At 42.0% G+C, this 13955-nt stretch carries 10 protein-coding genes; 5 read left to right on the top strand and 5 right to left on the bottom strand.

The window, feature by feature from the left end; genetic code table 11:
- Positions 1 to 177 precede the first annotated feature (177 nt).
- Positions 178 to 1659, bottom strand: coding sequence for a sucrose phosphorylase (gene gtfA / locus ACWXWT_RS17080; RefSeq protein WP_456042776.1), 1482 nt, complete (start codon positions 1657 to 1659; stop codon positions 178 to 180).
- Positions 1660 to 1848: 189 nt separating this feature from the next.
- On the opposite strand from gtfA, the gene ACWXWT_RS17075 reads away from it, so the two are divergent.
- From ACWXWT_RS17075 to ACWXWT_RS17065, 3 genes are all read left to right on the top strand, one after another.
- Complete coding sequence (locus ACWXWT_RS17075; protein ID WP_456042775.1) at positions 1849 to 3069, top strand: MFS transporter; 1221 nt, start codon at positions 1849 to 1851, stop codon at positions 3067 to 3069.
- 268 nt (positions 3070 to 3337) lie between these two features.
- Positions 3338 to 5734, top strand: a complete 2397-nt coding sequence (locus ACWXWT_RS17070) for a TonB-dependent siderophore receptor (RefSeq protein WP_456042774.1) — start codon at positions 3338 to 3340, stop codon at positions 5732 to 5734.
- A 66-nt stretch (positions 5735 to 5800) separates the two neighbouring features.
- Positions 5801 to 6754, top strand: a complete 954-nt coding sequence (locus tag ACWXWT_RS17065) for a carbohydrate kinase family protein (protein WP_456042773.1) — start codon at positions 5801 to 5803, stop codon at positions 6752 to 6754.
- Between the two features lie 69 nt (positions 6755 to 6823).
- Here ACWXWT_RS17065 and ACWXWT_RS17060 read toward each other — a convergent pair whose 3' ends face one another.
- Positions 6824 to 9961: an efflux RND transporter permease subunit gene (locus tag ACWXWT_RS17060; RefSeq protein ID WP_456042772.1), complete on the bottom strand. Its 3138-nt coding sequence runs from the start codon at positions 9959 to 9961 to the stop codon at positions 6824 to 6826.
- A gap of 11 nt (positions 9962 to 9972) precedes the next feature.
- Positions 9973 to 11208, bottom strand: coding sequence for an efflux RND transporter periplasmic adaptor subunit (locus tag ACWXWT_RS17055; RefSeq protein WP_456042771.1), 1236 nt, complete (start codon positions 11206 to 11208; stop codon positions 9973 to 9975).
- A gap of 410 nt (positions 11209 to 11618) precedes the next feature.
- Here ACWXWT_RS17055 and ACWXWT_RS17050 point away from each other — a divergent pair, with 410 nt between their 5' ends.
- A complete protein-coding gene (locus ACWXWT_RS17050) occupies positions 11619 to 12254 on the top strand; it encodes a TetR/AcrR family transcriptional regulator (protein WP_456042770.1) in 636 nt (211 codons plus the stop codon).
- Positions 12255 to 12274: 20 nt separating this feature from the next.
- Here the strand turns inward: ACWXWT_RS17050 and ACWXWT_RS17045 are convergent, their stop codons facing one another.
- Both ACWXWT_RS17045 and ACWXWT_RS17040 read right to left on the bottom strand, forming a co-directional pair.
- Complete coding sequence (locus ACWXWT_RS17045; protein WP_456042769.1) at positions 12275 to 12601, bottom strand: hypothetical protein; 327 nt, start codon at positions 12599 to 12601, stop codon at positions 12275 to 12277.
- A 44-nt stretch (positions 12602 to 12645) separates the two neighbouring features.
- Entirely contained in the window at positions 12646 to 12789 is a 144-nt protein-coding gene (locus ACWXWT_RS17040; protein WP_456042768.1) for a type IV pilin protein, read from the bottom strand.
- 172 nt (positions 12790 to 12961) lie between these two features.
- Here ACWXWT_RS17040 and mog point away from each other — a divergent pair, with 172 nt between their 5' ends.
- Positions 12962 to 13495 (top strand): molybdopterin adenylyltransferase, encoded by a 534-nt coding sequence (gene mog / locus ACWXWT_RS17035; protein WP_456042767.1) that lies wholly within the window; start codon positions 12962 to 12964, stop codon positions 13493 to 13495.
- The last annotated feature ends 460 nt before the right edge of the window (positions 13496 to 13955 follow it).

Genomic DNA, 13955 nt, shown 5'->3' with positions numbered 1-13955 from the left:
CTCTCAGGTATTCCACTTCTGTGTTACATCGATTTAAAAGGCAACAACCATTTCTACATCAATGTGCCTTGAATTGAAAAACCTGAGAGACTCTGAACTGACCAGATATTTAATGGGATTGGTATCAATACAAGCAAGGCGCCTAATTAGGCGCCTTGCTTACGTTTAAGCTGCAGATTATCCGCTGTGTTTAGCCAATAAATCAGCCAGTACAATGTGAGTCGATAGCTTGGCTTCAACGATGTTGATATGGGTTTCTTTGGTGGCAAAATTAATGCTTAATTTGGCTGAGCTGTCGCCATGCACCCAAGACAGAACTAACTGATTAGCCTGGTTTGTCATGGTGAACTCACCATTAAAGGCATCGACTTTATTGCGTAGAGTGATCAGTTCACATAGCGTTTTAACAACAGGTTTTTGCATGGCAGTTTGAATGTCGCTTACCTGTAGATAAGGGCGGTTAATGTCGCGTCCAACTTGTGTTTTATTGAGTAATTCCATGGCGTTCGTTTCTGCCAATAAGCCTGTGTAATACACTTGCGGAATACCTGGTGCAAAAAACTGAATGCTACGGGCAATAAGATACTCAAGATCGTTTTGTCCAAGTGCATCGTAGTAGGTGCAATTCACTTGGTATAAATCAACATTGCTTGCTGCAGCGCCTGTTGCTTGCAAGCTTTCGCCATTGCTGTTGCTGTGAATACGATTGACTAAGTTATCAATTTCGGTTGGTGTTAATAAGCCGGCTTTGTTGCCAACGGGACCAGCATCGATAATACCAATACCATCATGGGTATCTAATACTGTGACACAGTTTCGTGGAGCAATTGATAGCCAGTGGGTTAAGGCGCTGGCATCTTGGCTAAATAAGCTGTGTAAAATTAATGGCGGTAGGGCAAAGTCGTACACCATGTCAACACGCTTAGCTATGTCGATTTGAGTCATATAATGCGAGTGGATTTCTGCTAACGTTGTCATACCAAGGCTGTTGGCTTTTTTGGCTAGTTCATCTACAAATTGAAATGATTCTTCAATCATAAAACAACTAGTGCCTGGCTTTTTAATCGCATAGCCCGCAGCATCTAAACGGATCAGGTTTACTTTACTTTCGTGAAAACGCGTTAGTACTTTATGTAAATGTGCCTGGCCAGCAGCTGTGTGAACATTAATATCAATTTGATTCGAGGTAAACGTTGTCCAAAACTCCGCTTCGGTACCATCGGCGAGCAGATAAGTGGTGAAGCAACTCCCTGGGCGCGGACGATATATTTTTGCTTGGTTTTCTGCGCTTAAACCATTGGGGAATACGCTGTCTTTGGTTAAGAATAAATCCCAGTAAGCTGAACGTTTCCCTTTGGCCAATACATCTTGAAACTCGGTCGATTCGGCAGACATGTGGTTAACGATTAAGTCGGCCATGATGTCATATTGCTGACCAATTTGTTCTACGTCATCCCAATCACCAAGCCGTTCATCCACTTTTGCATGGTCTATAGGGTCAAATCCGGCATCGCTGCCGTCAATGGGATAGTAAAAAGGTAACAAGTGTACGCCACCAAAAAGATCATGCAGTTCTGTATTGAGAACCTGCTTGAGTCCTTTTAAATCTGAGTGCGCTATACGATCTACGTAAGTGATCAGCTGAACATTGTTTTTCATTTTGGTGACTCTTAAAGTAAGTATTTGAAAAAAACTTAATCGATTAAGTTGTATGTTTAACCAATATGAAACATTATTCAAGGGCTTTGTTTAAATATTGAGTTCGTTTTCTGTGGGAGAAGATGAATGTGTCGCCATAAATAGACTGTGTGACCACAAAGTAAAACATATAACAATAAGGTGGGAAATATGGTTAACCATATGAAGGATAGTGAAAATAACGGTAACGCTAGGATAAGAGTACTAACGTATTTAATGTTTTTTATGTTTGCTATGACATCTGATGCTGTGGGAGTCATTATTCCGGAGCTTATTACTACATTTGATTTATCGATGTCACAAGCAAGCGCATTTCATTACATGCCAATGCTTTTTATTGCATTAAGCGGACTATTTTTGGGTTTTCTCGCAGATAAATTAGGTCGTAAAGTAACGATTTTAATTGGCTTACTGTTGTTTGCTCTAGCCAGTTTTATGTTCGCATTAGGTGAATCATTTTATTATTTTCTATTCTTACTCGCCTTAGTGGGTATTGCGATTGGGGTGTTCAAAACTGGCGCACTTGGTTTAATTGGTGACATTTCAACAAGCTCAAAACAACATTCAAGTACTATGAATACCGTAGAAGGCTTTTTCGGTGTGGGTGCTATGGTAGGTCCTGCCATTGTCAGTTATTTATTGATAACGGGTGTGTCTTGGAAGTATCTGTACTTTGGTGCAGGGGTGTTTTGTTTAATTTTATGTTGGTTAGCTTATAAAGCGGAATATCCACAATTAAAGCGTTCATCGACTCAAGATATTAATCTTGCCAGTACCTTTAGCATGATGAAAAATCCTTACGCATTAGGCTACTCTTTAGCGATTGGGCTTTATGTTGCCACTGAAGTGGCTATTTATGTATGGATGCCTACATTACTATTAAACTATGAAGGTGATTTAGTCTTAATCGCGACGTATGCGTTGACTATCTTTTTTACATTGCGGGCATTGGGGCGTTTCTTGGGCGGCTGGATCCTCAATCGATACAGTTGGCAACAAGTCATGTTTTGGTTCAGCCTAGCGATTAGCCTATGTTATTTAGGTGCAATGGTGTATGGCATTGCTGCTGCGGTGATTTTACTACCTTTATCTGGCTTGTTTATGTCGATGATATATCCAACATTAAATTCAAAAGGCATTAGTTGTTTCCCTGTCGATCAACATGGTTCAGTTGCGGGTGTTATTTTGTTCTTTACTGCGCTTTCTGCGGCATTAGGTCCACTGTTGATGGGGCTAGTGGGCGATATATTTGGCCATGTTAAATATGGGTTCTATTTAGCAACAGGTTTTGCATTTATGTTGTGCTTATTGGCTGCCTACAATCTGCTTCGAGATCCGTCGGGGCATATGTTGACTGCAGACGCTCAATAATGGGCATTTTTTATTAATAAGTATTTAATTGAATAAACATCTACTTAGACTCGGCTTGTATTTTTTAACAATAATAGAACATAAATTATACTTGCAATTTACCATTTAGTTGCTAACTTGTGACTTAATCGATTAAGTTGAGTTCGTGTTCAGTGTCTTGATTAGTTGTTGAATGCGTTTGGGCCTTAGTTTGATTGATGAATATAATTACTGATGTTGTTATGGGGAGATAAGACAGCATCAATACACTCTATGTGGGGACATAAAAATGATAAAAAGCACATCTAAAAAGTTTGTATTGAGTACGCTCGCAGTGATGGTTAGTTCAAACTTATGGGCTGCTGAAGCTGACACTGCTGAAACCAAGAAGGATGCTATTGGTCTTGAGCGCATTACCGTTACGGGTGTGGCGCGAGGTACGCGTGTAATGGATTCAAGTGTTTCGGTCAGTAGCGTTTCACCGGAGGATTTAGCCATTAGCTCTCCTCGTTCATCTGCCGAAGCATTCCGTATTATTCCCGGTATGAAGGTTGAGTCGACTGGTGGTGAAGGTAACGCCAACATTGCGGTACGTGGCTTGCCTGTTGCCTCTGGTGGGGCTAAATTTTTACAAATTCAGGAAGATGGTTTACCTATTTTACAGTTTGGTGATATTGCATTTGGTAATGCTGATATCTTCTTGCGTATTGACTCTACAACACAAACTATTGAGTCAATCCGTGGTGGCTCTGCTTCAACAGCTGCCAGTAATGCACCCGGCGGGATAATTAACGTTATTAGTAAAACCGGTACCAGTGACGCAGGTAGTATTTCGTCTACTGTGGGGCTTGATTACGATACCTTACGTACTGATTTTGAATATGGCGCAAGCATTAATGATTCGATGCGTTTTCATATTGGTGGCTTTGTGCGTACCGGAGATGGTCCACGTGATCCTGGTTACACCGCGAATAAAGGTGGTCAAATTAAAGCTAACTTAACCAAAGAGTTTGATTCTGGTTATGTGCGTTTATATGTAAAACATTTAAATGATAAGAGCATTGGTTACTTGCCAATGCCAATGTATTCCGATGGTAGTTCAATACCTGGATTTGATGCCAGTTCTGACACTGTACATTCAGCAAATATGCTCTCGACTCTCCGCTTGGATGCTGACGGCAATATTAGCCGTGGTGATATGCGCGATGGCATGAATCCGATTGTTAACTCGGTGGGATTAGAAGCCTCATTTGATTTAGGTGATGACTGGTTAGTTGAAAACCGTTTCCGTATTTCAGATGTGAGCGGTAATTTTATGTCGTTGATGCCTGCTGAAATAGGTAATAGTTCAAGTATTGCGAGCAGTATTGGCGGCGCAGGTTCAACATTAATGTATGCCAACGGTGCGAAAGCTGGTCAAGTTTTTGACAATGATTTAACAATGCGAGTGCACAGTTTTGATGTGACCATGAATGACTTTGGTTCTATCGTCAATGATATGAAGTTAACTAAGACATTTGATGATTCTAATATCACTTTTGGTTTCTATACTGCCACTCAAAATATCAATATGACTTGGATGTGGAACTCTTATTTAATGGAAGTGGAAGGCGATAATGCCGCGCTTTTAGATGTTGTTGCAGCCGATGGTACGTCATATTCGGATAATGGTTTATACGCTTATGGTGTGCCTTATTGGGGGGATTGTTGTCAACGTAACTATGATTCTGATTATACCATCAAGGCGCCATATATTGCTGCATCAACAAAGCTGGGTGACTTATCATTAGATGGTAGCGTTCGCTATGACTCTGGTGATGCCAGTGGTTATTATGCCGGTACAGTGCAATCGCAAGTGGATATGAATCGCGATGGAACCCTCTCTCAGCCAGAATTAAATGTGTCATCTATTGATAATGCAAACCCACAGTTGGTGAATTATGACTGGGGATATTTATCTTACTCATTAGGTGCTAACTACCAAATTTCTGAAGATTTAGCCGCTTTTGGTCGTATCAGTCATGGTGGTCGCGCCAATGCTGACCGTTTATTGTTTGGTAAAGTGCGTGCCGACGGTTCTGTTGCTGATGAAGATTCAGTTGATGAAGTTGATCAGTACGAAGTGGGTGTAAAATATCGTTACGATAATATGTCAGTATTTGCTACAGCGTTTTATTCTGAAACAGAAGAGCAAAACTTTGAAGCAACTACCCAAATTTTCTTTGACCGAAAATATGAAGCTAAAGGCCTTGAATTAGAGGGGGCCTACTATATAGGTGACTTCGATTTTCGCGGTAACGTTACCTGGACTGACGCTGAAATTGCAGCCGATGCGTTAAATCCAGATGTTATTGGCAACACACCTCGTCGTCAAGCCGACTTTATATACTCACTAATGGGTCGTTATAACTTTGATAAAGGCTCTGTTGGGGTCAACTTAATTGGCACTACAGACACCTACGCACAGGACAATAACGATTTACAGTTTGATGGTTATACCCAAGTGAATGCATTTGCGTCATATCAGTTAACCGATGTGCTATCGGTGGCGTTAAACGTTAATAACGTGTTTGATACTGTGGGCATTACTGAAGCTGAAGAAGGCTCGGTACCCGATAACAATATCATTCGTGCGAGAACCATTAACGGTCGTACAACCAGTGCCACCGTTAAGTACGAATTTTAGTTAGAGTTTCTAGGAATCCCCCTGCTAGTAAGCCCATGAAAATGGGCTTTTTCTTGGACATAAGATATGAGTACATTATTAAGTTTTGGTGAAGTATTGGTTGATTTACTGCCGACAGATTCTAGCGGCTTAAGCCATCAGCCTATTGCTGGTGGTGCTCCGGCAAATGTAGCAGTAGGCTATGCAAAGTTAGGTGGGACGAGTTTATTTGCTGGTGGCATTAGTGCAGATGATTATGGCGTAATGTTACAACAGGCATTGACAGAGCAAGGTGTTGATACCCGCAGTTTAGCCTTGATACCAAGTGCTGCAACTGCAACGGTATTGGTCAGTTTAGACGAAAATGGTGAACGTTCATTTAGTTTTAATCGTCAAGGTACGGCCGATATGCTTTATCGCAGTGCACACTTCGATGCAATTGATTGGTCCCGTATTGATATTTTTCACCTGTGCTCAAATACGTTTACCGAGGAAGGTATTTTTAATGCCAGCCTTTATGGTGCACTGAAAGCGCATTTGCAACAGAAGCTAGTTTGTTTTGATGTTAACTTGCGCCTCTCTTTGTGGGATGACATCAGTTTACTTGCTGGGCGAGTTGAGCAGTGCTTTGCATTTTCTCATGTGTTAAAAATGAGTAAAGACGAGGCTGAATTTCTAGCGAATGCCCGAGGTGTCAGCTTTGAAGATTATTTATCATTTTGCTTGGCGGAAAGTGTTAAGTTGATTTTGGTGACCAATGGCCCCGAGCCTGTACAGTGTTACAGTGCTGATTTTGCATTTATGGTTGACGTACCGAAAATAAAACCAGTTGATACTACTGCAGCAGGCGACAGCTTTGTTGCCGGTTTACTGTTTAAACTTGGTCAAATTAATGCTCAAGCGGATAGTCTTCTGTGCGAGCGATTAGCCAATAAAGACGATGTGCGGCAGGCTGTTGAATTTGCTATTCAGTGTGGTGCAATAACTTGTGCCCAAAAAGGCGCGTTTCCAGCGTTGCCGACGATATCGCAACTACAATAATCCGTGACGGGAATGTACGGTATAAAAAAGAGGTAAACTTGCGTTTACCTCTTGTTGTTTGCCGCCGAGTTATTCGGCATCTACAGGTTTAACTCGTTTGGCTAATGCGAAGTAAAACAGCGGTGTGAGTAACAAACCAAAAATGGTGACACCAATCATGCCAGCAAATACCGCAACACCAATGGCTTGGCGCATTTCTGACCCTGGGCCACTTGAAAATACCATAGGCACAACCCCCATAATAAAGGCGATAGAGGTCATTAAAATTGGTCGTAAACGTAAACGACCCGCTTCAAGTATGGCCTCTAAAGGTGTCATACCTTTGTCTTGTAACTCTTTAGCAAATTCAACAATCAAGATGGCGTTTTTGGTCGCCAGCCCCACCAGAACAATCAGTCCTATTTGGGTAAAGATGTTGTTGTCGCCACCGTAAATTAATACCCCGCTTAATGCCGATAACAATGTCATCGGAATAATCAAAATAATCGCCAGAGGTAAGCTTAGGCTTTCATACTGCGCAGCCAATACCATGAAGACTAATAAAATGATCAGAGGGTAAATATACACCCCAGCATTACCCGCTAAAATCTGCTGGTAAGTGATTTCTGTCCACTCATATGTCATGCCGTTTGGTAAGGTTTCTGCCAAGATTTTTTCTATTGCAGCTTGTGCTTCGCCCGTACTAAACCCTGGTGCTGCACCGCCATTAAGCTCAGCGGTGGTAAAGCCGTTGTAGTGCATTACGCGATCCGGGCCTGCGACATTAGCGACGTTAATAAACGAGCCAATCGGTACCATCTCACCTTGGTTATTACGCACTTTAAGTTGAGATATTTGTTCAGGCGTTTGCCTAAATTGCTCATCGGCTTGTACGTTAACTTGGTAAGTGCGACCAAACTGATTGAAGTCATTGGCATATACCGACCCCATGTAACCTTGCAAGGTGGCAAACAACTCGTCTAATGACACCGACTGTTGTTTGGCTTTGGTACGGTCAATTTCAACTTCAAGTTGTGGCACATTGACTTGGTAGCTTGAGAATACACCTGCAAGCTCTGGTGTTCTCCATGCTTTTTGCATCACTTGCATGGTGACTTTATACAGCTCTTCGTAACCGTAATTACCACGGTCTTGAATTTGTAATCTAAAGCCGCCAATGGTGCCTAAACCTTGTACCGGTGGCGGAGGGAAAATCGCAATAAATGCACCATCAATGGCGGCAAACTTTTGGTTTAACGCTGCCGCAATGGCCCCTGCGGATAACGATGGGTCTTTACGGTCGGTAAAATCATCTAATGGGGTAAACAAAATGGCACTGTTAGCGCTGTTGGTAAACCCGTTAATGCTTAACCCTGGAAACGCAACCGCGTGAGCAACCCCCGGTTGTGCTAAAGCAATGCGCGACATTTCTTTTACAATTGCTTCAGTACGGTCAAGTGATGCTGCATCAGGCAACTGAGCAAAAGCGATTAAGTACTGCTTGTCTTGACCAGGTACGTAACCTGTTGGAGTATTTGCAAATTGTAAACCAGTTAAGCCCACTAAACCGATGTACAATATGCCAATAAGTACACCAAAACGGATGACTTTTTTCACTACCCAGCCGTAGCCGTTAGATAAGCGAGCAAAGAATCGGTTAAACGGTGTAAACAACCAACCACCTAACATTTTGTCCATGCCGCGGGTTAAGAAGTCTTGCTTGTCGTGATGACTTTTAAGCAGCAATGCCGATAATGCCGGACTTAATGTCAGCGAGTTAATGGCTGAAATAAAGGTTGAGATGGTAATGGTTAACGCGAACTGTTTATAGAATTGTCCGGTTAAGCCTGACATAAATGCCGTTGGAATAAATACTGCCGCGAGTACTAAGGTGGTCGCAATAATAGGACCTGTCACTTCTTTCATTGCTTTTTGTGTAGCGGCTAAAGGCGATAAACCCTCTTCAATATTACGCTCAACGTTTTCGACAACCACGATAGCGTCATCGACTACAATACCAATCGCGAGTACTAAACCAAACAGTGATAATGCGTTAAGCGAGAAACCCAACAAGTGCATAAAGGCAAACGTACCCACTAATGATACGGGAACAGCAACTAGTGGAATGATTGATGCGCGCCATGTTTGTAAAAATAGCACCACAACTAATACCACCAATAGAATGGCTTCAAGCAAGGTTTTCATTACGGCTTCTATTGAGCCACGTACGAATACCGTAGGATCATAAACGATATCGTAGGTTAATCCTTCTGGGAAGGTCGCCGATAACTCTTTCATTTTGGCGCGTACATCGTCAGAAATTTGAATTGCGTTTGATCCAGACGCTTGGAACACGGGCAATGCTGCTGCATCTTTGTTGTCTAGCATTGAGCGTAATGCGTAAGTTGATGCGCCTAGTTCTACACGGGCAACATCTTTTAGGCGCGTGATTTGACCTTGATCGCCCACTTTAACAATAATGTTTTCAAATTCTTCTACGTTGGCTAAACGGCCCTTAACGTTAATCAATAATTGGAAATCACTCTCGCCACTGGGTTGTGCACCTAAGCTGCCCGCAGCGGCTTGCTGGTTTTGTTCTCGAATCGCTGCAACGATGTTGTTAGGTGATAATCCTATAGCGGCAACTTTGTTTGGGTCTAACCAAACGCGCATGCTGTAGTCGCCGGCGCCAAACACCCGCACAGCACCCACACCAGTAATACGCGCGAGTTCGTCTTTGACTTTTAACACCGCATAGTTAGACAAATACAACATGTCATAACGATTATCTGGCGAGGTTAAATGCACCACCATGGTTAAACTGGGTGATGACTTTTCGGTCACAATACCTAAGCGCTGCACTTCTTGAGGTAAACGCGGCTTAGCACGTTCAACTCGGCTTTGTACTTGAGTTTGGGCTAAATCGACATCGGTACCAATGGCAAAGGTGACGGTTAAGGTCATGCGTCCGTCTGAGGTAGCTTGAGAAGACATGTAAAGCATATTCTCAACGCCGTTGATCTCTTGCTCTAGCGGTGATGCCACTGTTTCGGCGATAACTTTTGGGTTGGCACCTGGATAGTTTGCCGTGACAACAACCGTCGGCGGTACCACTTCAGGGTATTCGGTGATCGGTAATTGCCACACTGCTAATGCACCAGAGATAAAAAACAATAGCGATAAAACAGCAGCAAAAATCGGTCTTTTAATAAAAAATTGAGACAACATGGTGGTATTCCTTAGCCTTGACTAGCGTCATCAGCAACTTGCGCTGTGAGCGGCTGATTATCAAAGAGCAGTTGTGCTTGGTGTAGTGCTTCTATTTGGCTGCTATCGGCCATGTCGGTCAGCTTAGGTGTTATCGTTACGCTTGGGCGCACTTTTTGTAAGCTGTTAACCACAATCTGGTCGTCGGGTTGTAAACCCGCAGTAATGATACGTAAACCATGTATCTTCTCGCCTAAGGTTACACCACGGTATTCAAGGGTATTTTGTTCATTAACGACTAATACATACTTGTTGTTTAAGTCAGTAAAAATGGCTTTATCGTCAATTAAAATACCGTCGTATGAAGCACTGCCTGCAATGCTAATACGGGCAAACAAACCGGGTAATAAACGGTTTTCAGGGTTTGAAAAAGACGCTCGCACACGGATTGTTCCGGTTTGTTGATTAACCGCGTTATCAACAAAGTCGATAACACCTTGGTAGCTAAATTCGCTTTCATTGGCTAGTGCCATTAATACTGTGTTATTGCCAGAGCGTGGATCTTGGCGCTTATTTTCTACAGATAGCGAGGCATACTTAAGATACGTTTGCTCGTCGATATCAAAATAAGCATACATGTTTGAAGTAGACACTAAGCTGGTTAGTTGTGTTTGACCAGCAGTGACATAATTACCTGCAGTTTCATTGGCATAAGACACTCGGCCAGAGATCGGTGCTGTAACATGAGTGTATTCCACATTGAGTTTGGCGCGCGTTAACGCCGCTTTTACTGATGCTACCGCCGCCGCTGTTTGATGCATGTTACTGCGACGAGTATCAATTAACTCTTCTGATACAGCTTGTTGGCTGAACAATTTGTTAGCACGGTCGTAATCATTTTTCGCTAATTGATTTGCTGACATAGCGCTGGTGAGCTCAGCTTCAAGGCGCTCTGCTTCAGCAGCAAACACCTTTGAGTCAATGGTAAACAATACGTCGCCTTTATTAACTAAAGCACCTTCTTTAAAGTTCACCGACTCAATATAACCTGACACACGTGGCACTAAAGTGACCTTTTGTGGAGCTTGTAAGCGACCTGTAAACTGGTCCCACTCTGTAATGCGCTCATGAAGTACGTTGGCAACACTGACTTCAGGGGCCGCAGGTGCACTCGCTTTTTGTTGTGCGGGTTGTTGCCCACAAGCCACCAGTAAAAGAGCCACAAGGCTAACTAATAAAGTGGTTTGAATTGATTTAAACGTATTCATGTTGCTGCCCTCTAATCAATAGCTTTTACGTTATTTAACCGGCTATTGGATGCGTTACTTTTTGTCTTTGATTACAGTTTTATACCAATTGGTATGAAATGTTCTGTACCGAACGGTAATATATAGATTAAAATACAACTGTCAATTAGTTTTGTACCGATAAGTATGAAATTATTTTGACAAGTGCTTCAATTAGCAGGAAGATGAAATATCGCTGTTTTGTAATAAGGCGAGCAGTGGCATTTCGGTGGCGTGAGCCAATGTTGATCGATAGCAAGAATTGCGACTAAATCAGCATATTATTAACTCAACATGAGGTAATAATATGCTAATCTATGCGGATTGTTTATCTTAATAAAGTTATTAAGCTTATGATAAATAAAGGTTTGTTAATTTAAGAGGTACCCTTAATGACAATAACAAAAGCAGCTTGTGTCGGCCGCCCTCGCGGGTTCGACATTGACTTTGCATTAGAGCAAGCGCTACATGTTTTTTGGCGTAATGGTTATGAAGGTACCTCAATCAGTGAATTAACAGAGGTGATGGGGATTAAAAAACCCAGCCTTTATGCCGCATTTGGTAACAAAGAGCAATTATTCTTAAAAGCTATTGAGCTTTATGAAAATCGGCCTGACTCATTATTCAACACCGCATTTAAACATCAACACATTGCTGATGTTATTCGGGCTTTACTGGTAGGCGCTGCTGCACAGTTCACTGATTGTAGTCATCCGCAAGGTTGTGCCTTAATCAACAGCACATTGTCATGTAATGAAGCGAGCGAAGGTATTAAAGAGGCAATTCACCAGCTTCAAACAAATCATCAATTTGAATTAGTTGAGCAATTTAATCAGGCTAAACAAAAAGGTGAGCTGGCTGATGATTGTCAACCAAAAGTACTGGCAAGCTTAATAGTGACGTTATTTAAGGGAATGTCGATCCAAGCTGCAAATGGCACAAGCCACGATGATTTACGTCATGTGGCAGAAATGGCTGTTACGGGTATTTTGGCTCAGCATGTCAAAGGGTATTCACCCACTAACTAAGTGTTTTAAATACTTTTTTATCAACAGCCATTGGTTGTTAGGCCATAAAATGTTGGTTCAGCTTGGCTTGAGTCAACGTTGTATAGCAAACTACAGTCGCCATTATTGTCGTATCCTTTAGGATAAATGTGTATTGTTTTTCCTGGATCATCAAATAATCCCCAGTCCGCGGTAATCGGATCATTTGCATTGGTCATCACTTCAAAAGAACCATCAATAGCCGCTGCTACATTGGCTGGTGAAGATGTAATGTAGCCTATAGTGGTGTTAATAGTGACACCATTTAATGTCACTGACCCAGATTCCTGCTTTTCTTGACCCGACAACACCGCTTTTGAGTAAACCATTGTATTCGCTGATTTTAATGCCCCTTGTAATCCCTTCAAACTTGCTATCTGCGCATCATTTTTAAGGTTGATAAACTTGGGGGCGGCAACACAGCCAAAATCCCTAAAATAATGATCACCACAACTAGCTCAATAAGAGTAAAGCCTCGTTGTTGTATTTTATGAATATGAATAATTTTAGACATCATCAAAGTAACTAAAAGATAACCGGCCCTTAGTATAAATAGTCGATTCGATGATGTCATTGCATAAAGGGTGATCTGCTTATCAATCTGCTATTTTGTGAACAAGCATTTTTTTGGTAGATTGTCCGTCTATATTTGCATAACTGCTTTTACCCCACATAAGGGAAAGATAACCATGAGCAAAGCTAAAATCGGCATCGTGACTGTGAGTGATCGTGCTAGCGCTGGCGTTTACGAAGATCTATCAGGTAAAGCCATTATTGATGTATTGAATGAATATTTAACGTCTGAATGGGAACCGATCTATAAAGTGATCCCAGATGAGGGGGATGTGATTGAAGCAACATTAATTGATATGGTCGATAATCAAGGCTGTTGTTTAATCGTGACCACTGGTGGAACAGGTCCGGCAAAACGCGATGTGACCCCAGAAGCAACCGAAGCGGTGTGCGATAGAATGATGCCAGGCTTTGGTGAGTTAATGCGTGCGGAATCATTAAAGTTTGTTCCAACAGCTATTTTATCTCGTCAAACTGCAGGTCTTCGCGGTGACTCACTTATTGTGAACCTACCTGGTAAGCCTAAGTCTATCCGCGAATGTTTAGATGCTGTATTCCCTGCGATTCCTTATTGTATCGATTTAATGGAAGGGCCATATTTAGTCTGCGACGAAGCGGTAATAAAACCATTTAGGCCTAAAGCAAAGTAAGCTCCAGACCATTTTTGAGATTAAGTTAAGCGTATCGTGAGATTAATAACTGCAGGATACGCTTGTTAACCCTTTCTATTATCTAAAAAACCTTAAACCAAAGTGTTTATACCAATCCAATTAAATATGTGATCTTTCAGCGGGCGTTCAAAGTGCTGTAGGCAAGGCAGATGATTGAAGCGAATAGTGATCCTCGGTAACAAGATCCTGCGTTACTCTACCTCCAGCATCTGACCGCCATGGATGGTCGGAATGTGTTATTTTTTATGGCAAAAAATAGACCATGCAGTCGTATTTTGAAAGCATCTAACGAAGCATAAAGGACTTTGAAAACCGCCAGAATGGCGTCTCTCAGGTATTCCACTTCTGTGTTACATCGATTTAAAAGGCAACAACCATTTCTACATCAATGTGCCTTGAATTGAAAAACCTGAGAGACTCTGAACTGACCAGATATTTA

This window comes from Shewanella sp. A22, from assembly GCF_053850585.1.
Note: the sequence above shows the minus strand (reverse complement) of the source record. Positions and strands in the feature narration are given on the sequence as shown.